At 72.9% G+C, this 23556-nt stretch carries 22 protein-coding genes; 11 read left to right on the forward strand and 11 right to left on the reverse strand.

Translation table 11 applies throughout. The features are described 5' to 3' along the window. Nucleotides 1-55 precede the first annotated feature (55 nt). Nucleotides 56-838, reverse strand: coding sequence for a type I methionyl aminopeptidase (map, locus tag ASF89_RS14525; protein ID WP_055816164.1), 783 nt, complete (start codon nt 836-838; stop codon nt 56-58). Between the two features lie 81 nt (nt 839-919). Between map and ASF89_RS14530 the strand changes: the two genes are divergently transcribed. The 5 genes from ASF89_RS14530 (at nt 920) to ASF89_RS14550 (ending at nt 6474) form a co-directional block, all read left to right on the forward strand. Continuing rightward, entirely contained in the window at nt 920-1198 is a 279-nt protein-coding gene (locus ASF89_RS14530) for a helix-turn-helix domain-containing protein (protein WP_055802013.1), read from the forward strand. An 83-nt stretch (nt 1199-1281) separates the two neighbouring features. After that, nucleotides 1282-2259 (forward strand): NAD(P)-dependent oxidoreductase, encoded by a 978-nt coding sequence (locus ASF89_RS14535; RefSeq protein ID WP_082490076.1) that lies wholly within the window; start codon nt 1282-1284, stop codon nt 2257-2259. 31 nt (nt 2260-2290) lie between these two features. Continuing rightward, the gene (locus ASF89_RS14540; protein ID WP_235484152.1) at nt 2291-2947 is read left to right on the forward strand and encodes a hypothetical protein; all 657 of its coding nucleotides are present in this window, start codon (nt 2291-2293) and stop codon (nt 2945-2947) included. 237 nt (nt 2948-3184) lie between these two features. Next, nucleotides 3185-5116 carry a flippase gene (locus ASF89_RS14545; RefSeq protein WP_055816169.1) on the forward strand — a complete coding sequence of 644 codons (1932 nt, stop codon included), beginning with the start codon at nt 3185-3187 and terminating at the stop codon, nt 5114-5116. Next, a complete protein-coding gene (locus tag ASF89_RS14550; protein ID WP_055816171.1) occupies nt 5113-6474 on the forward strand; it encodes a glycosyltransferase family 2 protein in 1362 nt (453 codons plus the stop codon). The genes ASF89_RS14545 and ASF89_RS14550 overlap by 4 nt, the downstream gene beginning before the upstream one ends. Nucleotides 6475-6532: 58 nt before the next feature. Here the strand turns inward: ASF89_RS14550 and ASF89_RS14555 are convergent, their stop codons facing one another. Further along, entirely contained in the window at nt 6533-7573 is a 1041-nt protein-coding gene (locus ASF89_RS14555; protein ID WP_055802021.1) for a glycoside hydrolase family 16 protein, read from the reverse strand. A gap of 408 nt (nt 7574-7981) precedes the next feature. Between ASF89_RS14555 and ASF89_RS14560 the strand changes: the two genes are divergently transcribed. After that, nucleotides 7982-10285 carry a hypothetical protein gene (locus ASF89_RS14560; RefSeq protein ID WP_055816174.1) on the forward strand — a complete coding sequence of 768 codons (2304 nt, stop codon included), beginning with the start codon at nt 7982-7984 and terminating at the stop codon, nt 10283-10285. A 71-nt stretch (nt 10286-10356) separates the two neighbouring features. Here the strand turns inward: ASF89_RS14560 and ASF89_RS14565 are convergent, their stop codons facing one another. The 3 genes from ASF89_RS14565 to ASF89_RS14575 are packed head-to-tail and all read right to left on the reverse strand — an operon-like array spanning nt 10357 to nt 11514. Beyond that, on the reverse strand, nt 10357-10710 hold the full coding sequence (locus tag ASF89_RS14565; protein WP_055802028.1) for a PRC-barrel domain-containing protein: 354 nt from the start codon (nt 10708-10710) through the stop codon (nt 10357-10359). A gap of 49 nt (nt 10711-10759) precedes the next feature. Continuing rightward, nucleotides 10760-11074: a transcriptional regulator gene (locus ASF89_RS14570; RefSeq protein ID WP_055802031.1), complete on the reverse strand. Its 315-nt coding sequence runs from the start codon at nt 11072-11074 to the stop codon at nt 10760-10762. Then, nucleotides 11071-11514, reverse strand: coding sequence for a hypothetical protein (locus ASF89_RS14575; protein WP_055816177.1), 444 nt, complete (start codon nt 11512-11514; stop codon nt 11071-11073). The genes ASF89_RS14570 and ASF89_RS14575 overlap by 4 nt, the downstream gene beginning before the upstream one ends. Before the next feature lie 89 nt (nt 11515-11603). On the opposite strand from ASF89_RS14575, the gene ASF89_RS14580 reads away from it, so the two are divergent. The 3 genes from ASF89_RS14580 (at nt 11604) to ASF89_RS14590 (ending at nt 15537) form a co-directional block, all read left to right on the forward strand. Then, nucleotides 11604-12347 (forward strand): gamma-glutamyl-gamma-aminobutyrate hydrolase family protein, encoded by a 744-nt coding sequence (locus ASF89_RS14580; RefSeq protein ID WP_162240706.1) that lies wholly within the window; start codon nt 11604-11606, stop codon nt 12345-12347. Between the two features lie 277 nt (nt 12348-12624). Next, on the forward strand, nt 12625-13980 hold the full coding sequence (locus ASF89_RS14585) for an MFS transporter (RefSeq protein ID WP_162236441.1): 1356 nt from the start codon (nt 12625-12627) through the stop codon (nt 13978-13980). 174 nt (nt 13981-14154) lie between these two features. After that, nucleotides 14155-15537: an NtaA/DmoA family FMN-dependent monooxygenase gene (locus ASF89_RS14590; protein ID WP_055816180.1), complete on the forward strand. Its 1383-nt coding sequence runs from the start codon at nt 14155-14157 to the stop codon at nt 15535-15537. Nucleotides 15538-15658: 121 nt separating this feature from the next. On the opposite strand, the gene ASF89_RS14595 is transcribed toward ASF89_RS14590, so the two are convergent. Genes ASF89_RS14595 through ASF89_RS14620 form a run of 6 tightly spaced genes read right to left on the reverse strand, consistent with a single transcriptional unit; the run spans nt 15659 to nt 21639 of the window. Continuing rightward, on the reverse strand, nt 15659-17125 hold the full coding sequence (locus tag ASF89_RS14595) for an AMP-binding protein (protein ID WP_055816183.1): 1467 nt from the start codon (nt 17123-17125) through the stop codon (nt 15659-15661). After that, nucleotides 17082-18236 carry an MSMEG_0565 family glycosyltransferase gene (locus ASF89_RS14600; protein ID WP_055816186.1) on the reverse strand — a complete coding sequence of 385 codons (1155 nt, stop codon included), beginning with the start codon at nt 18234-18236 and terminating at the stop codon, nt 17082-17084. The genes ASF89_RS14595 and ASF89_RS14600 overlap by 44 nt, the downstream gene beginning before the upstream one ends. A 25-nt stretch (nt 18237-18261) precedes the next feature. Next, nucleotides 18262-19110: a carbon-nitrogen hydrolase family protein gene (locus ASF89_RS14605; RefSeq protein ID WP_055816188.1), complete on the reverse strand. Its 849-nt coding sequence runs from the start codon at nt 19108-19110 to the stop codon at nt 18262-18264. 9 nt (nt 19111-19119) lie between these two features. Further along, nucleotides 19120-20409 carry an MSMEG_0569 family flavin-dependent oxidoreductase gene (locus ASF89_RS14610; RefSeq protein WP_055816190.1) on the reverse strand — a complete coding sequence of 430 codons (1290 nt, stop codon included), beginning with the start codon at nt 20407-20409 and terminating at the stop codon, nt 19120-19122. Next, nucleotides 20406-20741, reverse strand: a complete 336-nt coding sequence (locus ASF89_RS14615) for an MSMEG_0570 family nitrogen starvation response protein (protein WP_235476681.1) — start codon at nt 20739-20741, stop codon at nt 20406-20408. The genes ASF89_RS14610 and ASF89_RS14615 overlap by 4 nt, the downstream gene beginning before the upstream one ends. Nucleotide 20742: 1 nt before the next feature. Continuing rightward, nucleotides 20743-21639: a carbon-nitrogen hydrolase family protein gene (locus ASF89_RS14620; protein ID WP_055802061.1), complete on the reverse strand. Its 897-nt coding sequence runs from the start codon at nt 21637-21639 to the stop codon at nt 20743-20745. A gap of 258 nt (nt 21640-21897) precedes the next feature. On the opposite strand from ASF89_RS14620, the gene ASF89_RS14625 reads away from it, so the two are divergent. Both ASF89_RS14625 and ASF89_RS14630 read left to right on the forward strand, forming a co-directional pair. Beyond that, entirely contained in the window at nt 21898-22428 is a 531-nt protein-coding gene (locus tag ASF89_RS14625; RefSeq protein ID WP_055802064.1) for an MSMEG_0572/Sll0783 family nitrogen starvation response protein, read from the forward strand. A gap of 12 nt (nt 22429-22440) precedes the next feature. After that, on the forward strand, nt 22441-23556 hold the full coding sequence (locus ASF89_RS14630) for an MSMEG_0568 family radical SAM protein (protein ID WP_235484154.1): 1116 nt from the start codon (nt 22441-22443) through the stop codon (nt 23554-23556).

Raw genomic sequence — 23556 nt, forward strand, 5'->3', positions numbered from 1 at the left:
CGAGGCGCGCCGGGGTCAGGCGCGGAGGTGCGGGGTCAGGCGCGGAGGGCCGGGGTCAGGCGCGGAGGTGCGCCGGCAGCGTCATGATCTCGGCGCCGGTCTCGGTGATCGCGATCGTGTGCTCGGTGTGCGCGGTGCGGCTGCCGGTCGCGCTGCGGAGCGTCCAGCCGTCGGGGTCGGTGACGAGCCGGTCGGTGTCGGCCATGATCCAGGGCTCGAGGGCGAGCAGCAGACCCGGACGGAGCTTGTAGCCGCGGCCGGCGCGACCGGTGTTCGCCACGTGAGGGTCCTGATGCATGGTCGAGCCGATGCCGTGGCCGCCGAACTCGACGTTGATCGGATAGCCGTCGGCGCTCAGCACGTCGCCGATGGCCGCCGACAGGTCGCCCAGCCGCGCGCCCGGGCCGGCCGCGGCGATGCCCGCGGCGAGCGCACGCCGCGTCGAGTCGATCAGGGCGTCGCTCTCGGGCTGGGGCGAGTCGCCCACCACGAAGCTGACGGCCGCGTCGGCCGCGATGCCGTCGAGCACCACGGCCAGGTCGAGGGTCAGCAGGTCGCCGTCGGCCAGCGCGTAGTCGTGGGGGAGCCCGTGCAGCACCGCGTCGTTCACCGCGGTGCAGATGTAGTGGCCGAAGGGCCCGCGGCCGAACGACGGCGCGTAGTCGACGTAGCAGGAGGTCGCGCCCGCCTCGAGGATCATCTCGCGGGCCCAGGCGTCGATCTCGAGCAGGTTCGTGCCGACCCGGGCACGGCCCGAGAGCTCGTGCAGGATGTCGCCCACCAGTGCACCGGTGCGCCGGGCTCGCTGGAGTTCGACGGGGGTGAGGATCTCGATCACGCGGGTGCCTTCCGGGGTGGGTGCGGGGTGCGGCCGCCGATAACTATACCGCCGCGCCTCGATCCGGGCTACGATCGGCGCATGGTCCGACTGCCGCTGAGCCCCGTCGAGGTCGAGCGCGGTCGCCGCCTCGGCGCCGCGCTCCGCCGCGCTCGGGGCGCGCGGTCGATGAACGAGACCGCCGTCGCCGCCGGCGTCTCGCCCGAGACGCTCCGCAAGATCGAGACCGGGCGCATCGCCACCCCCTCGTTCGCGACCGTCGCGGCCGTCGCCGGCGTGGTGGGCCTCTCGCTCGACGTCGTCTGGGCCGAGGCCAGCACGGGCGACCGTCTCGACGAGCCGGCGCTGACCGCTTCGTGACCCGCGCCTCCTCGGCTCCTCGTCGCGGCCGATCGCACGCCGGGGGACGGGACGCGATCCGGGCCGGCTCGGTAGGTTGACGCATGACCGATCTCGCCGTCACCGTCCTGCCCGCCGCCGCCGACTCCGCCGCCCGAGGTGACGCCGGTCAGACCGACGCCTGGGGCGCCGCCCCCGCCCGGCGGGCCATCGCCGGGGCCGGGGCCCGGGAGGTCCCCCTCGGCGACGAGACGCGCATGATCGTCGTCGCCGGCGGCGTCGACCAGGGCGAGCTGCGCCGGGCGATCGACGAGCACCCGGGCGTCTCCGTCGTGCAGCTGCCGAGCGCCGGCGTCGACGCCTACCTCGAGACCATGCGGGGCGCACGGCGCGACGGGCTCGTGTTCACCAGCGCCAAGGGCGCCTACAGCGCACCGGTCGCCGAGCACGCGCTCGCCCTCACCCTCGCCACGCTGCGCTCGCTGCAGATCAGGGCGCGCGCCACCTCGTGGGAGCGCGCCCAGCGGGGGATCTCGCTGAACGGCGGCCACGTGCTGATCATCGGCGCCGGGGGCATCGGCACCGAGCTGCTCCGACTGCTGCAGCCGTTCGACGTCGAGGTGACGATGGTGGTGCGCACCGCCCGCGAGGTCGAGGGGGCCGCCCGCACCGTCACCACGGACCGACTCGACGAGGTGCTGCCCGCCGCCGACGTCGTCGTGGTCGCCGCGGCGCTGACCGAGGGCACCACGAGTCTCATCGGGGCCGACCGGCTCGCCGCCATGAAGGACACCGCCGTGCTCGTCAACATCGCGCGCGGCGGGCTCATCGACACCGACGCGCTCGTGTCGGCGCTCGCCGAGGGCCGCATCGGGGCCGCGGGCCTCGACGTCGTCGACCCCGAGCCCCTCCCCGACGGGCACCCGCTGTGGAGCGAGCCCCGGGCGCTCATCACCCCGCACCAGGCGAACACGGACGTCATGACCGAGCCGCTGTTCGAGGGCCGCGTGCAGGCCAACATCGAGGCCCTCGCGAGCGGGGGCGAACCCGTGGGCGTGGTCGACGTCGACGCGGGCTACTGATCCCCAGCCGCCTCGGCGTACGGTCGCCCGCATGAGTCGTCGCCCGCACTCCGCCCGCCCTGACGCCGCCCGCCCGGCCGCCGCCGGCTCCACCGCCGCAGCCCGCTTCGAAGGCCGGATCGCCGGGATCGGCACGGCGTCGGGCACCCGCGTCGTCATCGGCATGTGGGAGCGCTCGCCCCTCGGCCGCTTCACGGACGTCATGATCGAGGACGGCGCCGGCCACCGCCTCCTGCTGGCCCCGTCGACCGAGGTGGCCGACTACGTCTCGTCCACCTACACCTTCGACGAGGTGCGCGTCGTGCCCGTCGACACGCGACGGGTCGACGGCGGCATCGCGGTGACGGCGGGAGATCTCGCGGTCCGGCTGACCATCGGCGGCATCTCGCCGCTCGGCATGCTCATGCGCCTCGTGCCGACGCGTCTCGCCACCGAACCGCGGTGGCTCCGGCTGATCGACCCGGTCGCGCGGGTGCTCGTCCGCGGTGCGCGGACGGCGGGCTCGGCCGGCGGTGGCAAGCGCGAGTACTACGGCGTGACGCTGGTGCGCGACGTGACGGCCGCCGTGACCACGCGGGGCGGCGCCGATCTCGGGCCCCTCGCGCCCCTCAGCCCGCCGGTGCGCTTCGGCTTCGGCTCGGCTCCGGCGCGTCCGAGCCTCGTCGACGTGGTGACGACGATCCGCTGACCGCGCCTCCTCCGCGCCTCGTCGGCACCCGCCCGTGCCTCGCCGGCGATCGACCGCGAACCGGCGGCACGCGGCTTCGCCCCGAACGCGGCGTTGTCCGATCTCCGGCCATGAGATAGCTTCAGACTTCGACGCTCGACCCGGATCGCCTACCCCTCGGACCGGTCGACGCCCCTGACGCCCCCCGAAGCGTCGGGCAGGCTGCGTCCAGGACCCGAACCTGACAGGACATCACCCATGCGGTCTGCCCCGCCCGAGAGCCCCGACGACCCGTCCGCCGAGATCCCGCGGCGCTCGACCCCGCGCCACGCGGCCGACCGGCCCGTCGACGCCGCGACCGTCGCAGCCGCGCCCGTCGACGCCGCGACCGTCGCGGCCGCGCCCGTCGCAGCCGCACCCGCGGCGGATCCGCCGCCGCACGCCGAGCTGACCTGGAACCCCGAGGCGACCGGCGCGTTCGCCATGCCCTCCCTCGCGCCCCAGACCCTCGGCGCCTCCGTCCATCTGCCCCATCCCGAGGACGAGGCGGAGGCCGAGGAGGCGCGGGTCGTCGCCCGGGTCCGCACCGGCTCGATCGACCTCCCGCGTCGCGACGCCGATCGCGGGCCCCAGGCCGCCGGGGCGGACGCGGCCGTCGACGCTCCCGTCGCCGCGGCGGGCGTCCCCTCGGACGACGCCGGGACCGGAGGCGCGGAGGCGGCTCCCGACCAGTCGCGTCTGTTCGGCCGCGGTCTGCTCTACGTCGTCATCTGGTCGCTGCAGCTCGTCGTCGGCACCGTGGTCTCGCCCGTCCTCGCGCATCTGCTCGGCGTGACCGACTTCGGCGCCTTCTCGACGGCGCAGGCGATCTACCAGGTGCTCAGCGTGCTCGCGCTGCTCGGTCTCGACCAGGCCCTGGTGCTGCAGCACGCCGAGGACGGGAACGGCCGGAACGCCCGCGGTCTCGTGATGGTCGGCCTCGTGATCTCGTTCGCCGTCACGGCGGTCGCCGTCCTGACCGTCCCGCTCTGGGCCGAGGCGCTCGGCTTCGGCACCGAAGGCGATCTCGTGCTGGTCGTCATGCTCTGGGCGGCGCCGTCGGCGGCGGTCCAGGTCATGCTGGCGCTGCTGCTCGCGGAAGACCGGTTCCGGGCCTTCGCGACGACGAGCATCGTCTCGGCCGTCGGCGGGCAGGCCATCGGCCTCACGCTGCTGCTGACCCTCGGCGGCGGCGCTCTGACGTACGCCTGGGGCAGCGTGATCAGCCAGACGCTCGCCATGCTGATCGGCTTCGTCTTCACGCGGCCGCTGGTCAGCGGTCTCGTGAACGGCCGGGTGAGCCGCCGCGCCATCTCGTTCGGAGTGCCGCTCGCCCTCGCGAGCCTCGCCTACTTCGTCCTCAACGCCGGCGACCGGATCGTCATCCAGCGTCTGATGGGCCCCGACGCCGTGGGGCAGTACCAGGTGGCCTACGTGGTGGGCTCGTCGGTGATCCTGCTGCTGTCGTTCACGAACAGCGCCTGGGCGCCGCACTTCGCGAAGATGCGCGACGAGGCGGCGCGGTTCGCACTCGCCATGACCGCACGCGACGAGATCTACCGCCTGCTGAACCCCATCGTCATCGGGCTCACGCTGGCCTCGCCGATCGCGATGCCGATCCTCGTGCCCGAGGGGTTCGAGCCCGCCACCCTGACCATCGTCGTCTACGTCGTCGCCCTCACGGCGTACCCGGCGACGGCGGGCGGGGCCAGCGGTCGTCTGCTGACGATCGAACGGCGAGCGAAGACGCTCGGCGTCATCACCGGCATCGCGGCCGTCGCCAACATCGGGCTGAACCTCGTCCTCGTGCCGCCGTTCGGCATCCTCGGCGCGGCCATCGCCACGGTCATCGCCTACTCGGTGCTCGCCTCGCTGCAGCTCGTCGTGCTGCCCAGGCGGGTGCCCTGGCACGGGTCGTCGGGCGCTCTGCTGCTGACGATCCTCGCGAGCGTCGTCTTCGCCGGCGCGACCACGGCGCTGCCGCAGACCCTCGAATGGAACATCGCGCGTCTCGTGGTCGCTGTCGCCTGCCTGCCCTGGTTCCTCCGCCGTCTGTCGGCGGCCCGCCGCCCGCCCGAGTCGCTGCCCGTCGACGCCGCGACCACCCCGGACGCCCCCGAGACGTCCCGTCACGACCAGGAGACCTCTTGACCCCCCAGCGCCCTCCGGCCGCCGAGCCGGCACCCCGTCGGGTCGTCGTGGTCGACCTCGCCGAGCCGCTGCCCGACCTCGTGGCCGACGCCCGCTACGACTCGGCCATGGTGTTCGGCACCTGGCACGGTCTGCCGATCGGCGTGGCCGACGTCGTGCTCTCCGCCGACCCGGGGGAGACCCGCGAGGCGCTCGCCCCGCTGACTGACCTGCGCGACGAGGCCGCCCGCTACGAGGCCGCCCGGCCCCCGCGCCTGCCCGACGAGCGCCTGCCGTCCGTCACGGTCGTCGTGTCGACGATCGTCGGACGCCGGGAGGACCTCGAGCTGCTGCTCGACGGGCTCGCCGCCGTCGACTACCCCGACGTCGAGTTCCTCATCGTCGACAACCGCCCCGTCGTCCCGGCCGACGACGTCCTGCCCGGTCTCGTCGCCGGCCGCGCCCGGGTTCGGACGATCCACGAGCCCCGCAAGGGGATCTCGGCGGGTCGCAACGCGGGGGTCGCGGCCGCGCGCGGCGACATCGTGGTCTTCACCGACGACGATGTGCGCGTCGAGCCGAACTGGCTCCGCGAGCTCGCCCAGCGCTTCGTCGACGACCCGCGCGTCGACGTCGTGACCGGTCTGATCCTGCCCGCGGAGCTCGACACCCCGGCGCAGATCTGGTTCGAGCGCTACTACGGCGGATTCAGCGGCGAGCGCACCTGGCGTCCTCTCGTGCTCGACGCCGAACGGTGCTCGTCGCGGCTCGTCCGGGGCTCGCGCATCACCGTGTCCGAGGGCGGTGAGATCGTCCGGCGCTTCGCCGTCTACGGCGTCGGCGCGTACGGCGCGGGGGCGAACATGTCGTTCCGGCGGAGCGCGCTCGAGCGGATCGGAGGATTCGACCTGGCCCTCGGCACGGGCACCCCGGCGCGCGGCGGCGAGGACCTCGCGGCCTTCGTGGGCGTGCTCTGGACGGGCGGCCGCATCGCCTACGAGCCGGCCGCCGTCGTCCATCACCGTCACCGGGTGGGCACCGACGAGCTCCTGAAGCAGCTGCGGGGCAACGGTCTCGGCTTCACGGCCATGCTCACGTCGCTCGTGCTCGGCGACCCGCGGCACATCGCGGGACTCGCCTGGCAGCTGCCCCTCGCCGTCCGGTCGATGGCGGTGCAGAGCCTGTCGCGGATCTCCGGAGGCGCGGCGCGCGAGGTCGAGGCGCGTCCCGCCGGCCTCGAGGACGCCTACCCCCGGGCGCTCGTGCTGAACGAGCTGCGGCACTACCCGACCGGGCCGATCGCGTACCTGCGGAGCCGGCGGCTCGCGCGGCGGCTGGACGGCGGCGACGGACGCGGCGGAGGGGCCTCGCGGCGCTGACCCGCGCCTCCCCGGCTCCCGCCCGCCCGGCGGGGTCGCGCGGGGTCGCGCCTCGGACCTAGCCGTCGTAGCGGTAGATCGCGGCCCAGTCGATCTGAACGGCGCCCGCCGCCCCCTCGGGGGGCCGTTTCTTCGACGTCTCGATCTGCATGACCCAGTGCATGGTCGCCGTCGGGATGTCGCTGCGCGTCGTCCCGATCGTCACGCCGTCGATCGAGAACACGATCTCGTCGGGCTTCCACTCGATCGTGTACGTGTGCCACTCGCTGAAGGGAACGGCCGTGCGGCGCGCGAACGAGTTCTCGGCGGGGTCGCCCGGCGTGTGGTTGTAGGCCCGGACGTTCTTGTCGAGATGCCCCTCGGGGAAGTCGATCTCGCCGTCGTCCCAGTCGTTGTCGTCGCTCCAGAGCAGGAACGCGGCGCTGTAGCCGGGCACCGGGTCCGAACGGAGGCGCACGCTGTAGCGCCCGTACGTCGTCCCGCCCCACTTCCCGTCGACCAGAGGCACGACGGCGGACGAGGTGATGTCGTCGCCGAGGGCGGAGACCCCGAGCGAGAGCATGCCGTCCGCGACCGAGATCGCCGAGGCCCGGTACGTGCCGATGTCGGCGGTGTCGGTGAAGCCGTCGTAGGGCAGCCACGAGCTCGCGTACGGGCCGGGGAACGACCCCCGGTCGACGGGGGTGTCGAAGTCGTCGACGAAGGTCTGGGTCCAGCCGGGCAGATCGCCGACGGGGGCCGCCTCGCCGCTCGGCGAGGCCTGATCGGCCGCCGAGGGGGCGGACGACTCGCCGGAGGCCGGATCGACGGCGGGATCGACGGGATCGGCCGGCGCGGGGGTGGCGGTCGGGGCCGGCGGGTCGGTGGTCGTGTCGACGGGGGGCTGCGGGGCGACCGTGGTCGGGGCCGCGGTCGGCACCGGCGGCCGCCGCGCGGGATCGGGGCCGACGCTGAACGGGGTCATCGCGCCGGAGTCCTCGTCGAGCACCAGCAGGGGCACGCCGACGAGAGCGATGGCCGAGACGGCCACGACGGCGGTGACGGCCAGGCGCGTCCGGCGTCGTCGAGAGCGCTCATGAGGCCTCTCGTGGGTCGGCACGTCGTCGTTTCCTTCGGATACGGCCGTCGAGGAGGCGGGCTCGGGTTCGCCCGCCGCGACTCGGCGGTCGACTGATCATCACCCGCCGCGTGCCGCTGGTCAAGCGCCGTGTCCGTCTCGCGACGTTACACCCCCCGAGCGAGGGGCACCCCCCCGGGAAACCCGTTCGTAGTCCACTGTTCACCTGTCCGAGACCGGATGGGGCGTATCGCTCGAGGGTCTCCGGAGGTTACCCTGTCATGAGCCGCCCTGCCCGATACCCACGAGTACGGCGACGACCCGAACCACGCCGACCCGAACTCGGCGCTCTGTACCCCGCCGATGGGACGACCCCCACCCAGGGTCGTGCACACCCGTCGGTCGAGCGCGCCGTCCGTGCGGAGAGGCGGCTACCCCTGGAGATCACTCGTGACCCGAGCTGACTCTGCCCTCGCGAGTGCGCGCCCCGACGGCGCCGACCCCGACCTCGCGAGACGCAGTCACCCGACCCTCGTCCCGACCCGCGACGCCTATGCGGTGATGACGCCCGCGTGGCGGCTCGCCGCGGCCGGCCTCGTCTGGGGCACCCTCGTCGTGATGGGCCTCGGCTTCGCGACCGGGGCGACCGCGCTCCGCGAGATCGCCGTCCCGGTGTTCCTGCTGCTCGAGCTCGGCATCGCGCCCGCCCTGCTCGCCGCGCCGATGCGCGCGTCGCGGTTCGTGCTGGTGGCCGTGGTGACGAGTCTCTCGTCGACCGTGCTGATCGGCACCGCCATGGCGCGGACGGGCCTCTGGCAGCCCACCGGGACCATGACCACGGTCGTCATGGTCACGATCGTGCTGCTGGCCACGGCGACGGTCCGCGAGATCATGGCCGTCGGACTCGACCGCGCGGCGCGTGCCGACGACGGGGCGTCCGGCCTCTCGGCGGACTCCGAGGAGGCGCGGGCCGGCTCCCGAGGTCGCCTGCCCTGGGTGCCCCTCGCCACCGCGGCGGCCCTCGTGCTCGTCATCGGGTCGTCGCTGCTCGTCCGCAGCGACCCGACGCCCGGCGGCCTCTTCACCCTCGAGGGCCCGGGCTGGTTCGTCGGCCTGGCCCTGCTCGTGGCCGCGGCGGTCTTCGCCCTCGTCACGCACCGCAGCCCGGCGCTGCCGCTGCTCGTGCTGAGCGGGGTGGTCGTGCTCTCGCAGGCCATCGTCTACGGCACCCCGACCATGGTCAGCGCGGCCCGCCACGTCGGCGTCATCGACTCGATCCGCGTCAACGGCGGCGTGACCCTCGGCACGGACATCTTCCAGTCGTGGGCGGGCCTGTTCTCGGGCATCGCCTGGGTCGCCGACGTGGCGGGGATCCGCGACGTCATGATGATCGCCACCTGGTGGCCGGTCATGATCACCCCCGTGATCGCCCTCGCGGCCACCGTGCTGGCGCGTCGGTTCCTCGCGCACGACGGCCGGGCCTGGTTCGCCGGCGGGCTGTTCGCCCTGACGCTCACCCTCAACACCATCTACTTCTCGCCGCAGTCGCTCGGCATCGTGCTCTCGCTCTGCATCGGCGCGCTGGCTCTCAGCGCCGGTCGTCCCGCCGCCGAGACGGCCTTCGCGTCGAGCAGCCGGCCGGCCGACCCCGGCGAGCTGGTCGCCGAGGGCGACCCCGCCCACTCGACCCGGCCCCGCGCCTCCGGCGTGGTCGGCTGGTGGTCGCTCGCGGCGATCCTCGTGCTCGGGTCGACCCTGGCGGTCACGCACCAGATCTCGCCCTACCTGACCACGGCCGCGCTCGGCGTGTTCGTCGTCTTCCGGCTCGTGCGTCCGTGGTGGACCCCGGCGCTGGTGCTCGTGCCGGCGGTGCTCTGGGCCCTCGCCAACCGGTCGGTGCTCGGCACGTTCCTCATCCCCTCCGCGGCGGGCAACGTGCTCGACAACGCGGCGCCGCCGGAGCACGACGGGGCGACCCTCGGCAAGCCGCTGGTCAACCAGCTGGCGTTCGGTCTGCCCGCGGTGGTCCTGGTGCTGGTCGGCCTCGCCGCCCTGACGGCCTTCGTGCTCCACCGGAAGTCCCGTCAGCAATGGGCTCTCGTGCTCGCGGCGGCCAGCCCGGTCAGCCTGATCATCGTGACGAACTACGGCGCCGAGGGGATCTTCCGGGTGACGCTGTTCGCCGCCCCGTGGCTGTGCATCCTCGCCGCCATGCTGCCGTGGCCCCGTCGCCTCTCGCGGCGGCTGGGGGTCTCGGCCCTCGCGGCGGCCCTCGTGCTGGTCGTCGGCGTCAACGTCTACGGCAACACGGCCCTCGACTGGAACCGCGTGGCCAGCGTCGACACGACCCGCGCGACGCTCGCCTTCGAGAACGAGGCCGCGCCCTACGCGGCCCTGCTCGTGCCGGGCAACGGCAACGCGACCCCGGGCGCCCGGACGGCCAAGTACGACCGGCTGCAGTACGTGCCCCGCGAGTCGCTGAACGGGTACGCCGAGACGGGCCCCGGCTACGACGCGGTGCAGGACGAGCGCGACCTCACCGAGCAGTTCGCCGTCGGCTGGGAGGCGTCGGAGTACTACGTCATCGTCTCGGACGTGCTCGGCGCCTACGACGAGCGCTACGGGTTCCAGACCTACGCGGACTACCAGGAGCTCGGTCGGGCGTTCGCCGACGACGACCGGTGGGAGGTCGTCTACACGAGCCCGACCGCGAAGCTCTACCGGCTGACCGACCCCGAGGCCGTCCGCGGCTGAGCGGGCTCGGAACGACCGACGGGGTCGGCGTCGTCCTGAGACGACGCCGACCCCGTCGGTCGTTCCCGGTGTCAGCGGCGTCCGAGGCGCCGTTCGCCGGTCGAGCCGACCGAGTAGGCCAGGCCGTAGTGCTCGAAGAGGGCGGGCTCGCGCGACGCCTCGAGCTCGCCGTCGGTGTCGATGGACGGGGCGTCCTTCACGATCTTCTTGTCGAACTGCACCTTGAGGTGCTTCGGTGCGACGACCGCGCCCTGCAGGGGCACGAAGAGGAGCTTCTTGCCGACGATGCCGGCCTGCACCGTGGCGAACGTCGCCAGCTGGGTCGACGTGTCGAAGTAGATGCTCTCGAGCGTCCCGACCTTGTCGCCGTTCGGGTCGACGACGGGCAGGCCGATCCAGTCACGCAGGTTCTCGGCTTCGAACATGGAGTCCCTCTCTGTCGACGCGGTCAGGGCCGGAGCGACCCCTCCGACGCTAGTCGCCCGGGGTCGCTCCCGACGCGATCTCGCGCAGCACGGACAGATGCTCGTGCCAGGCCGCCCGGCCCTCGGTGCTCAGCGCCAGCGACGTCCGGGGCCGTTTGCCGACGAAGCCCTTCTTCACGGTGACGTAGCCCGCGTCCTCGAGGATCGCGATCTGCTTGCTCAGCGTCGAGTCGCTCACCTGGACGGCGTCGCGCAGATCGCGGAAGTCGAGCTGCTCGGCGGCGGCGAGGGCGGCGGTCATCGAGAACCGCACGGGCTGATGGAGGGTGTCCGACAGCCGCAGACGGGGGTGCTCGCCGCTCATCGCCGGGCCTCGCGGGCCTCGACCAGGGCGCACCCGACCGAGACGACCAGGAGGGCGCCGGCCAGCAGGCAGGTCGCGACGACCCTCTCGCCCTGCGAGCCCGCGACGACCACCATCGAGACGACGTGGACGCCGAACAGGCCGACGATGTAGCCGACCCAGCGCTTGCCGAAGCCCACCTTGTGCGATCGCAGGAAGGCCAGCTGGAAGGCGATGATCACCCCGATCCAGACGAGCAGACCCGCCATCGCCACGAGGTAGTTCCGGCCCTCGGTGAGCCCGAGCGCGAGGGTGCCGAGCGAGAGCGTCGACCCGAAGGCGAGCAGCACGGCGACGGCGGGCCAGCTGGCGGCGGCGGTGGCCTGCCGGCCGGTGCTGTCGGCGTCGGACAGCAGTCGGCGGGCCTCGTCGGGGGTGGGGAGCGACGTGCGGTCGGTCATGATCTCTTCCTCTCGGTCGTGTGACTACAGACTAGAAAGTACTTTCTCGATTGGCAAGTACTTTCTCGGGATCACGTCGAGGTGCCATGATGACCGACATGACCCGCGCCTCCCGCCCCCTCCTCCTGGTCGTCGACGTGAGCGACGAGGGTCGCGACGACCCCGCGTTCCACGCCGAGCTCCGTGCGCTGACGGCGAGCGTGCTGCGGGCGGCCGACGAGGCGGGCTTCGACGCGACGCGCGTCGCGGCCGAGGCGGCGGGCGTCGAGGGGCTGCTCGCCGAGCTCGAGCGAGCCGACGCCGTGCTGCTGACCGGCGGAGACGACGTCGACCCCGTCTTCTACGACGGGCAGGCCGAGTACCCCGGTCGCGCCCAGACGTTCCCCGCGGCCGATCGGGCGCAGATGGCCCTCGTGGTCCGAGCCGTGGAGGCGCGGGTCCCGACGGTCGGCATCTGCCGCGGAATGCAGCTGGTCAACGTCGCCCTCGGCGGCGACCTCGTGCAGCATCTGCCGGGCGACGCCCACGTGCGGGCGGGGGCGCCCGACGACAGCATGGTCGATCACGACGTCCGGCTCGACCCCGCCAGCGATCTCGCGGCCCGGCTCGGGGGCGACGCGTTCGACGTGCGGAGCTCGCATCACCAGGCCGTCGGGCGGCTCGGCGGCGGGCTGGCCGCGGTCGCGTGGGCCGACGACGGCACCGTCGAGGCGCTCGAGCACACCGCGGCGCCGCTCTGGTGCGTGCAGTGGCACCCCGAGGACGCCGGGGCGCGCGGCGACGTGCTCTCCGATCTGCTCGCGGCGGCCCGGGACGAGGTCGCTCCCGCGTGACCGGGGGCGGGCGCGCCTCCGTCGCCCTGCATGACCGTGGGGGGCGCGCCTCCGTCGCCGCCTCCGATTCCGGGGCTTGCGGCCGGGGGAGGGGGATATGTCACACTGGATGAAGCGCCCTCGTCGTGGAGTGGCAATCCCCCTTCCCACCCGTCAGCAACGATCGCGGCGAGTGCGCATCGCCCCCGCGACCCGTGCCCCGGCACGCCTCGTGGCGGCGTCCTCCCGACGAGTCGTCTCGTCGTGCGCGCTCTCCGCCCGAACCGGAGGCACGCCCGTGACCGACACCCTCACCCGTCCGTCGTCGACGACCAGCCGGACGACCCACCAGCAGCCGCACACCCTGACCCCGTCCGCCGTCGTGGGCATCGCCGTGCTCGGGCTGTCCACCTTCTTCGCGATCACCACCGAGCTGATGCCCGTCGGCCTGCTCTCGACCATGAGCGCCGATCTCGGCGTCGCCGAGTCGCGCATGGGCGTCGTCGTCACCGTCTACGCGCTCGCCGTCGCGGTGCTCGCGCTGCCGTTGACCCGGGCCACGGCGCGCGTGCCGCGCAAGGCCGTGCTCGTGGCGACCCTCGTCGGCTACACGGTCTCGAACCTCATGGTGGCGCTGGCCCCGAGCTTCGAGTTCCTCTGCGCCGGGCGCGTGGTCGGGGGCGTCGCGCACGCCCTGTTCTTCTCGGTCGCGTCGGCCTACGCGACGCGCATCGTGCCTCCCCGTCTCGCCGGGCGGGCCATCGCCTTCGTCTACTCGGGCAGCTCACTCGGCTTCGTGATCGGCGTGCCCGTCGCCACGACGGTGGGCGACCAGGTCGGCTGGCGCCTCGCCGTGACGGGAGTGGCGATCGCCTCGGCGCTCCTCGCCGTCGTGGCCCTGGTGTTCCTGCCCGCCGTCCGGGGCGAGGCCCACCCGCACATGGGCTCGGTCGCGTCGTGGGCCCGCAGCGGACTCCTCGCCGTCGTCGTCGCGGATCTGCTGCTGTTCGCCGGGCACTACGTCGTCTACACCTACATCGGCCCGTACCTCGTGGGCGCGGGGCTCGGTGCCGGCTCGACCGGGACGGCCCTGCTCGTGCTCGGCGCCACCGGCGTGATCGGCCTCCTCGTCGCGGGGGCGTTCGTCGACCGCGCCCCGCGGCAGACCCTCCTCGTCGCCGTCGCGGTGATGACGCTGGCGCTCGGCGCCCTGCCGTTCGTGCACGGCTCGCTCGTGGGCACCTTCGTCGTCGCCGGCGTCTGGGTGGCGGCCAACGGCACGACCGGCACCCTGTTCATGGCCGCGGCGATCCGCACCGGCGGCGTCAGCCCCGACATCGCCGGAGCCCTGATCAACGCCGGCTCGAACGTCGGCATCGCCGCCGGTGCCGCGCTCGGCGCCCGGGCGTTCGAGATGACCGGTCTGGCGGCGCTGCCGTTCACCGCGTCGATCGTCGTCGCCGGGAGCTTCGTCGTCGTGCTGCTGGCCCGGCGCGGGTTCCCGACCGACGGCCACTCGCAGGTGTCGCTGTCGACCTCGAACCTCCGCACGATCACCTCGTCCGTGGCGGTCGTCACGGGCTCGATCCGGACGATCCCGTCGCGCACCGGATCCGTCCCCACCCTCGGAGGTCACTCGCGCCCCGACGCCTGACCCGCGCCTCCGGCCCGTCCGCGCCTTCCGCCCCTCCGGCCTCCAGGTCGCGGTCCGCGCGGGCCTCGGGAGATCCGCACACGGGGATGGCCGAGGAGGCGCGGCGCGGCCGTCGACGCGTCACCGGGGGTCATCGCGCAGCGGCGTCACGATCGGATCGGGCAGGATCGACGCATGACCGAGTCCTCCGCGCCGAAGCAGCTCATCCTCAACCTCTTCGAGATGAACTGCGTCGGGCACATCACTCACGGTCTCTGGCGCCTGCCCCACAACCACCGCAGCGAGTACAAGGACCTGGCGTACTGGCTCGAGCTCGCGCGCCTGGCCGAGAGCGGCGGCTTCGACGCGATCTTCATCGCCGACGTGCTCGGGGCCTACGACGTCTACGGCGACAGCCCCGCGCCCGCCCTGCTCGAGGGGATCCAGGCTCCGAACAACGATCCGATGCTCGTCGTGCCCGCGATGGCGGCGGTGACCGAGCACCTCGGCTTCGGCATCACGTTCTCGACCAGCTACGAGCCCCCCTTCGCGTTCGCGCGGCGCATGTCGACGCTTGACCACCTGACGAAGGGTCGGGTGGGGTGGAACGTCGTCACGTCGTATCTGCCGAACGCCGCCCGCAACTTCGGCCTCGACGCCGAGATCCCGAAGGCCGAGCGCTACGCCCGCGCGGCGGAGTACCTCGACGTGCTCTACAAGCTGTGGGAGGGCTCGTGGGAGGACGACGCGGTGGTCGCCGACCCCGGCGCCGACGGTCTCGAGCCCGGTTCGGGCGTCTACACCGACCCCGCCAAGGTGCACGCCATCGATCACGAGGGTGCGCACTTCCGGGTGGCCGGGCCCCATCTCAGCGAGCCGTCGCCCCAGCGGACGCCGGTGCTGTTCCTCGCCACGGCGTCGCCGAACGGCGTCGAGCAGGCGGCCCGCAACGCCGAGGTCGTCTTCACGGGCGGCCCTGCGGTCAAGGCGGTGGGTGCGGCCACGCGGGAGGCGGCCGTCGAGGCGGGCCGGTCCGCCGACGACGTGCGGTTCATCGTGCAGGCGGGTGTCATCACGGGGCGCACCGACGCCGAGGTCGCCGAGAAGCTGGCCCTGTACCGGTCGTCCGCCAGCGCGCAGGGGCGGCTCGTGCACCGCAGCGTCCCGTTCGACGCGCTGTCCCACCCGAGCGATCGCACGGTGCGCGAGGCCCTCGAGATCGAGGGTCGTCTCGACCACCCGGGCGCCGCCTCCCTGCCCCTCGACATCACCGTCGGCCAGCTGGTCGACTCCGTCGACGAGGCCTGGGGCGGCACCTTCTTCGTGGCCGGCACGCCGACCGTCGTGGTCGACGAGATCGAGCGCTGGCTCGACGAGGAGGGCATCGACGGCATCAACCTCCGCCAGTACCACTCGTTCGACACGCTGCGCGACTTCGTCGAGCTGATCGTGCCCGAGCTCCGCCGCCGGGGGCGCGTCCGCGAGGCGTACGTGCCGGGGGAGACCCTGCGCGAGCGGCTCACGGGAGGCGGCCCGCGCCTCCCCGAGACGCACCCGGCGGCCGCCTACCGGCGCTGAGGGGGCCCGAGCAGGCTGGTGCGAGCACGCCGCTGATCGACCCGCTTCCGAAGAGCAGGCGCCTGGTCGGTTGCTCGGTCGGTTCCGCCCGACCGTCGTCGGGCGTGCACCGCGAGCATGTTCACGCCGTGTCGGCCCCTCGAGGTGGAGTCCGCGCAGCCCAGGTCCGTCGGTTCGTCTTGCCCGCGTCGTTCCGGACGGGTTCGTCGACGATGCGCACCGTCGCCGGGCATCTGGCCGGGTCGAGCCGCTGCTGCACCCAGGCCAGGATCTCCGCCGTGGTCACGGTCGCGCCGGCGACGTCGACCACGGCCTCGATGCGTTGGCCCAGGTCGTCGTCGGCGACACCGAACGCCACTGCGCTCCGGACGGCTGGGTGCGTCTCCAGCATCCTCTCGACCTCGCTCGGGTGCACGTTCACGCCGGCCCGCAGGATCACATCGTCGACCCTGTCGACGATGTGCAGGTACCCGTCGTCATCCAGGCGTCCGAGATCTCCGATGGTGTCCCAACCGTCATCGGTGCGCATCGAGGGGGTGCCGAGGTACCGGTAGGTGGGGTCGCCTTCGCGCCGCAGCCAGACCTGTCCTGTCTCGCCGGTCGGCAGATCGACGCCGGCCGGTGATCGCACCGCGACCGTCGTGCCGCCGGCGGGCCGTCCGACACTGCCGGGGTGCTGGAGCCACTCGTCACCGCGGATCGCGAGCACGCCGTTCGACTCGCTGCCCGCGTAGACCTCGACGACCCGCTCGGCGCCGACCCAGGCCATGAACCGGCGCTTGAGATCCGGTGGGCACGGGGCCCCCAGGTGCAGCACGGTCTGCAGCGACGACAGGTCGGCTGCCGCCCGTTCGGCCTGGGGCAGCCGCAGCAGGCGGTGCATCATGGTCGGGACGAGCATCATCCACGTGACCCGGTGCTCGGCGATCGCCCGCAGCGTGTCCCGCTCGTCGAAGCGGGGCAGCAGCACGAGTTCGTGGCCGGTCAGGAGGCCGCGGAACGCGTACGTGAACGGCGCTGAGTGGGTCAACGGCCCGGAGACGAGCTGCACTTGGTCGCGGGGCAGGAAGGGCGCGACGGCGACGTCGGGATCGATCAGGGCGGGGCCGGCCGCCATCACGACCTTGGGTCGCCCCGTCGAGCCGGACGACGTCGGCGCCTTCCAGCTCGCGGCCCACATGTCGGGCAGGGGCCCGTCGTGGGCGGACACGGCGGGGGGAACCCACCCGGCGGGCAGCCACGGGACGTCGGGCGACGACGACCGCGACCCGACGACGAGCGCGGGGCGGACGAGCTCCTCGAGTTCGGCCCGTTCGGCGATGCCGAGCCCGAGCGACACGGGTTGGGGCGTGGCCCCGCATCTCCAGATGGCGACGCACGCGACGACCGTCTCGACCGTGTTCGGCAGGGCGACCGTCACGAGCGAGTCCTGGCCGACGCCGAGGTCGAGGTAGGCCCGCGCCAGGGCGTCGGAGGCGCGGTCCAGCTCCGAGGTCGTCAGCGTCGCCGTGTCGTCGCGGACGACCACGCGGTGCGGGTCGGCCTCAGCGAGACCGCTGACGACGCGGGAGATCGACTGCCTGACCACGATCGCCCTCCTTCCCGACGGCGGCGTAGAAGTCCTCGTGCATTCGGGCGACGTCGTCCCAGTCGTGCGTCGCCGCGAGGTCGCGGCCGGGACGGGTTGCGGGACCGGTGCCGTCCAGGGCGGCGATCAGCGCCTCCTCGATCGACCGGTCGTCGGTCGCGTACGCGACGGTCTCGCCGAAGACCTCGCGCAGCACCGGGAGGTCGCGCGCGACGACGGGCACGGACGCGGCCAGCGCCTCCATGGCGGCCAGCCCGAAGCCCTCCTTCGTCGAGACGAAGGCGAGCGCCCCGGCGGCAGCCACGAGCGCCGGCAGATCGTCGTCGTCGACGACGCCGAGGATCACCGGGTCGAGCCCGAGCGCGACGACCCGCTCGTCGAATGCGGCGCGGTACGACCGGTAGTCGAACAGGGTCTCACCGCCGCCGAACACGAGTCGGACGTGCGGTCGCCGGGCGTGCAGCCGGGCGAAGGCCTCGACGAGGTCGATGCTGCCCTTGCGGGGCTCGATGCCGCCGAGCGCGAGCACGTAGTCGCCGAGTCGCTCGCGCCAGCGTGCCCTGCCGGCGTCGCTCGCGGGACCGGAGGCCGCGGCCGCCGCGAATCGCGCGGAGTCGACGCCGTTCGGGATCACGGTCGGCGTGACCCCCCAGCCGCGCTCGACGTCGGCTGCCACGGCGGCCGAGACGCAGAGTCGGGCGATGGGGTGACGGATCGCCTCGTCGTGGCAGCGCACGAGCTGCGGCGTCGTGAACTCGTCGAGGTGATGGATCGTCCGGAGGCACGGGCCGACGGCGTTCGCGGAGATGCAGTCCTGCGCGTGCACGACGTCGTACGCGGCTCGGGCGCGCTCGGTCGCGAACCCGGCGCCCATCGTCTCGATCGACCGTCGGATCCGGTCGCCGACCGACTCGTCGTCCCGCGCGGCGAACGGCACGACCCGCACCTCCACCGCCGGGTCGACGCGGCGGAAGAACGCGTCGTCACCGCCCCGGCCGAGCGTCCACACGGTCACGTCGTGGCCCCGACGCGCCAGGGCCTCCGACAGGGCGAGTGTGTGCACGACGCCGCCGCGGGGCTTCGTCGAGTACGTGATCTGGGCGATGCGCACGGGGCTCCTCGGGGTCGGGAGGTGGTCAGCGGAGTTCAGCGGCGTACGCGTCGGGGGCCCGCTCCTGGAAGTGGTCGATGGTGCGGCGTGCCCGGGCGACGCTCGCGACGACGTCGGCCGTGGCGACGGCGAGCCCGCCCTTGGCCCAGGTCTTCGCGACGACCTCGCCGGCGGGGTCGACGACCTTCGCCTGCCCGAGGAACCGCAGCCCGCCGAGCACCCCCGTCTGGTTCGACGACACGAGGTACAGCTGGTTCTCCGCCGCGCGGGCGCAGTCGTAGAGGTCGAACAGGTGAGCCTGGCGGTCGTTGCGCATGCGGTCCGAACGGTCGGTGACGCTGGCCGGCCAAGCGCTCAGGCAGGCGAGCAGCTCGGCGCCGTCGAGGGCCAGGGTGCGGGACGACTCCGGGAACGTCTTGTCGAAGTCGATCATCATGCCGAGCCGGCCGACGGGAGTGTCGAACGGCGTGAACGAGCTCCCCGCCCGGTACGCCTCCGACTCGCCGAGGGGGAGATGCACCTTGCGGTGGGTGCCGAGCAGGCGCCCGCCCTGCACGCAGACCGCGCTGTTGTAGCGGACGTCCTCGCCGCCGTCGAGCTCGCGCTCGGCGACGCCGAAGCAGATCGTCATGTCGCCCGCCATGTCGGCGACGGCCTGCACCTCCGGCCCGTCCATCTCGACGGCCGGCGGCAGGGCCTCAGGCCCCGGGTGGACCATGTCGAGCAGGTAGCCGCCGAGAGTGGCGTCGGGCAGCACGAGCAGGTCGACCCCGCGTTGGCGGGCCTGCTCGATCATGCCGGGCAGCTTCGACAGCGTGCGCTCGACGTCCCGCCCGAAGTGCGCGGCGACGGCCCCCATCGTGATCTCGGCCATGGCGACAGGCTAGCCCGGCACCACGGCCTCCTCCGGCAGAGGCGACCGGCCCGCCCGGGCCGCGATGCTGTCCGCCACGTGCGCGGCGTCGCGGGCGACGGCCTCGAACCGGCCCGAGCCCCATGTGTGCAGCCACGGCAGTCCGAGGAAGTGGAGGCCCGGCGTCGTGGTCGTGCCGCGCTGGTGGGTGGGGTGGCCGGCCCCGTCGAACACGCCGATCTGCACCCACGAGTAGTCGGAGCGGAACCCCGCCGACCAGACGATGCTCGTGATCCCGGCATCGCGCAGGTCGAGGCCCGTGACCTCGGTCTCGGGCCGCCAGACGGGGGTGTACCGCGCCTCCGTCGGGGCATCGAGGCCCTCCCGCTCGATGTAGCGGTCGATGTCGGTCTTGATCGACTCCATCACGGAGTCCGCGTGGTCGAGCGACGCCTCGGCGGTCGGGCTGAACGTCAGTGCCGTGCCGTCGGCGGCGGTGAGGCGGCCGTGGAGCTGCATGCCCTCGAGCGCGAAGGCGCGCAGGTCGATGTCGCGGCCGCCGTCGCGTCCGGTCATGTAGTGGTTCGTCGACTCGCGCTTCGTGAGGCCGCCGACCTGCGCCTGGACGGGGATGTCGTAGACGCCCATGTCGCTCAGCCAGGCGATGCAGTCGCGACCGCGGTAGAACCGGGCGCAGCGGGGTGCCGATCCGAGCGCGAGGTGCACGCGTCGGCCGGCGAGATGCAGGTCCTCCGCGATCTGAGCGCCCGACTGGCCCGAGCCGACGACGAGCACGCCGCCCTCGGGCATCGCCCCGGGCGACCGGTAGTCAGCGGAGTGCACCTGCACGATGTCGGACGAGACCCCCGCCGCGACCGCGGGCAGCACGGGCCGGTGGTAGCCCCCCGTCGCGACGACGACCTGGTCGGCGCGGATCGTGCCCTGGTCGGTGACGACCTCGAAGCCACCCGTCGCAGCATCACGCAGGCGCGTGACGAGCACGTTCTCGACGACGGGCGCATCGAACGAATCGGCGTAGCGGCGGATCCAGGCGTGGACTTCGTCGCGGCCCATGAAGCCGTCGGGGTCGTCGCCGTCGTAGGCGAAACCCGGCAGCGCGCACTGCCAGTTCGGCGTGACGAGGGTGAAGGCGTCCCAGCGGCGGTCGATCCAGTCGTGCGCGATCGTGTCGCGCTCGAGCACGACGTGGTCGATGCGCTGCCGGGTCAGGTGCCAGCTGATGGAGAGGCCCGCCTGGCCGCCGCCGACGACGGCGACCTCGACGTGCGTGCCGTCGACGACCCGGCGCGGTGCGGTCACGGAGCCACCTCCGACGAGGAGGCGAGCGAAGGAGGCGCGGGTGCGGCTGCGGGGGCGGGCGACGGCGGCTGCATCTCGAGCACCTGCACCGCGCCTCCGTCGTGCGTGGCGGCGAGGGCCGTGATCTCGCTCTCCTGCTGCATCGCGGAGGTGCACGCGAATCCGTACTTCGCGGCGACTCGCTCGCTCGCCACCCGGAGCGCGGTGGTCGACCGCTCGACGAACTCGGCGAGGGGGTACTCGGCCCCCGCGACGAGGTAGTCGTGCATCACCAGGCTCGGGGAGTAGCACGCCGTCTCGGTGCCGTCGGGCCAGCGGACCTGGAACGTCATCTCAGGCACGGGCGAGCACCCCCGCAGCAGCGGTCGCGGCGGTGGCCTCGCCCGTGCGGTAGGCGTCGGGTCGACGGTCGCGCAGGTGGAACATGCCGCCGCGCATCGCCCGGAACGTTCCCTCGACGTCGATCTCGGCGATGGCGAGGCCGGCGTCGAGCAGCGTCGTGGCGAGCACGTTGCCGCCCGGGTCGACGACCTTCGCGTTTCCGACGTAGCGGAGCGAGCCGAAGGTGCCGGCCTGGTTCGAGGCGATCCAGAAGACCTGGTTGTCGAGGGCTCGGGCCAGGTCGAGGAGGTTGAAGCGGTAGGTCCAGCGGTCGTCCTGCAGGTTCTCGGCGGTGGCGGTCCGGGCGACCGGCCAGGCCGACATGCTGACGATGATCTCGGCGCCGTCCATCGCCAACGAGCGGGCCGCCTCAGGGAACGCCTTGTCGTAGCAGATCTGCATGCCCAGGCGTCCGACGGGTGTGTCGAACGCCTCGTAGACGTCGCCGGCCGAGTACGACATGGCCTCGCCGAGGGGCTGGTGCACCTTGCGGTACGAGCCGTAGATCTGCGAGCCGTCGAGGCAGACGGCGGCGTTGTACCGGGTCTCGCCGTCGTCGGCCGACTCGCAGAAGCCGATGCAGACGACCATGTCGCCGACGATCCGCTGCACTCGACCGATCTCGGGGCCGTCCAGCGTGATCGCGGGCGGAAGGGACCGGGTGGTGGTCTTGAGGGTGTCGCCGTGGTTGCCGAGCGACGACAGGTAGCCCCCGATCGCAGCCTCGGGGAAGACCAGCAGCTGGACGCCCGCCTCGCGCGCCTCGTGGACGAGGCTCTCGATGAGCTCGTAGTTCTGGTCCAGGTCTCGGGTGAAGTTCGCCGAGACGGCAGCGACGGTCGTTGCCATGGTGTCTCCTTGCGGTGCGTCGGTGGGGCCGTTCGCGCAGGGTCCTGCACGCCTCCAGTGAACGTCACATCGTGTTTCTGATTGGTTTCGGCGGGAATAAGACCTCGTTTCGACGGTCGGGGCCGCAATAGATGAGTGCGATCGGCGGTCCCGAAACAAAAGAACGTCCCCTGGTAATCAGCCGGTAACACTGGGGCCGAAGACTCGAGCGCAGATCGACCGGCAGTTCCTCATCCGACCCCGCAAGGAGCCCGCACCATGAGCGACATCGACTACGACCAGCAGATCCTCGACAACATCGAGACCTCGCGAAACGAGATCGCGCACCCGTCGCTGCCCAAGGGCAGCAACATCTACGGATCGACGAAGATCTTCCCCGACTACACCGCCACGAAGGACGAGTACTACTTCCAGCTCGTGCATGGGATCGCGCACGAGTCGTCGGTGAGCTTCGTCGCCGTGCTGCAGGCGACGAGGGCCCTCCGCAAGGGCTTCACGAGCGTGCTGTACTTCTACGGCCCCGGCTCGATCAACGCCATCGCCAACCGGGGGTTCCCGACGACCGGCGCCGACGGGTTCCCGGGCGAGAACAACATCAACAACGCCCTCGAGACCTTCATCGCCGAGGGCGGCACCGTGTTCGCGTGCCGCTTCGGCCTCGCCCTGCACGGTGCGCGCGAGGAGGACCTCATCGCCGGCGTCATCCCCGCCCACCCGCTCGACGTGCAGGACGCCGTCATCCACTACGCCCGCAAGGGCGCCATCATCAACAGCACCTACATGGTCTGAGCCGGTGATCGCGTGACGATCACCAACGAGTCGCAGGCCCCTGCTCGCCGTGCCGGTGGCATCTCGAACGGAGGCGCGCTCTCCGCCCGGGTCGACGTCGCCATCCGCGGCATCCGCGTCGCCGCGCCCGTCCACCGAGAAGGAGGCGCCGGTCCCAGCGACGACGGGCACGTGATGTTCCAGGGCCTCCAGACCGCGATCCCGCAGAACCAGGACAGCCCGTACCTCGTCGACGACGGCAGGCTGTACCTCGACGGCGAGGACACCGGCATCGAGGTCACACCGGTCGGACGGCCCCGGTTCTACGATCTGTCGACCGCCGACGGCGTCTCGTACGAGAAGATCGCGCGCCTCCACGGGGCGAAGGTGCTCGCCACCACCGTCGTGCAGACCTGCGTCCGCTACGACGTCGCCGAGCGATGCCGCTTCTGCTCGATCGAGGAGTCGCTGAACGCCGGCGCGACCGTGGCCGTCAAGACGCCGTCGATGATCGCGGAGGTGGCCGAGGCCGCCTGGCGGCTGGACGGCGTCGAGCAGATGGTGATGACCACCGGCACCTCGAAGGGGCGGGACCGCGGAGCCACGCACCTGGCGCGGTGCGTGCGCGCGATCAAGGCCGTCGTGCCCGGGCTCGAGATCCAGGTGCAGTGCGAGCCCCCGGGGGACCTCGCGACGATCACCGACCTCTACGAGGCCGGAGCGCGCTCGATCGGCATCCATGTCGAGTCGATGGACGACGATGTGCGGCGCCGCTGGATGCCGGGCAAGTCGCGCGTCTCGATGGACGAGTACCGGGCCGCCTGGCGCGAGGCCGTCCGTGTCTTCGGCCGCAACCAGGTCTCCACGTACCTGCTGGTCGGGCTGGGCGAGGACCCCGACGAGTTGGTCGCCGGGGCGCAGGAGCTCATCGACATGGGCGTCTACCCGTTCGTCGTGCCGTTCCGTCCGCTGCGGGGGACCCTCGCCGTGGACGTCGACCACGTCCCGGCGCCGCACGGCTCGGTCCTGCACGACATCACGTTCAGGGTGTCGGAGGCGCTGATCGCCGCAGGCATGAAGGGCACCGACCAGAAGGCCGGCTGCGCCGCGTGCGGCGCGTGCTCCGCGCTGCAGACGGCGGGGGGCTGA

Source organism: Frigoribacterium sp. Leaf172 (assembly GCF_001424285.1).
Taxonomy (GTDB): Bacteria; Actinomycetota; Actinomycetes; order Actinomycetales; family Microbacteriaceae; genus Frigoribacterium.

Excerpts from the sequence above, each read along its gene's own strand:
- ASF89_RS14530 (WP_055802013.1), top strand. The coding sequence starts at position 920 with ATGGTCCGACTGCCGCTGAGCCCCGTCGAGGTCGAGCGCGGTCGCCGC.
- ASF89_RS14535 (WP_082490076.1), top strand. The coding sequence starts at position 1,282 with ATGACCGATCTCGCCGTCACCGTCCTGCCCGCCGCCGCCGACTCCGCC.
- ASF89_RS14540 (WP_235484152.1), top strand. The coding sequence starts at position 2,291 with ATGAGTCGTCGCCCGCACTCCGCCCGCCCTGACGCCGCCCGCCCGGCC.
- ASF89_RS14545 (WP_055816169.1), top strand. The coding sequence starts at position 3,185 with ATGCGGTCTGCCCCGCCCGAGAGCCCCGACGACCCGTCCGCCGAGATC.
- ASF89_RS14565 (WP_055802028.1), bottom strand. The coding sequence starts at position 10,710 with ATGTTCGAAGCCGAGAACCTGCGTGACTGGATCGGCCTGCCCGTCGTC.
- ASF89_RS14570 (WP_055802031.1), bottom strand. The coding sequence starts at position 11,074 with ATGAGCGGCGAGCACCCCCGTCTGCGGCTGTCGGACACCCTCCATCAG.
- ASF89_RS14575 (WP_055816177.1), bottom strand. The coding sequence starts at position 11,514 with ATGACCGACCGCACGTCGCTCCCCACCCCCGACGAGGCCCGCCGACTG.
- ASF89_RS14580 (WP_162240706.1), top strand. The coding sequence starts at position 11,604 with ATGACCGACATGACCCGCGCCTCCCGCCCCCTCCTCCTGGTCGTCGAC.
- ASF89_RS14590 (WP_055816180.1), top strand. The coding sequence starts at position 14,155 with ATGACCGAGTCCTCCGCGCCGAAGCAGCTCATCCTCAACCTCTTCGAG.
- ASF89_RS14605 (WP_055816188.1), bottom strand. The coding sequence starts at position 19,110 with ATGGCCGAGATCACGATGGGGGCCGTCGCCGCGCACTTCGGGCGGGAC.
- ASF89_RS14615 (WP_235476681.1), bottom strand. The coding sequence starts at position 20,741 with ATGACGTTCCAGGTCCGCTGGCCCGACGGCACCGAGACGGCGTGCTAC.
- ASF89_RS14620 (WP_055802061.1), bottom strand. The coding sequence starts at position 21,639 with ATGGCAACGACCGTCGCTGCCGTCTCGGCGAACTTCACCCGAGACCTG.
- ASF89_RS14625 (WP_055802064.1), top strand. The coding sequence starts at position 21,898 with ATGAGCGACATCGACTACGACCAGCAGATCCTCGACAACATCGAGACC.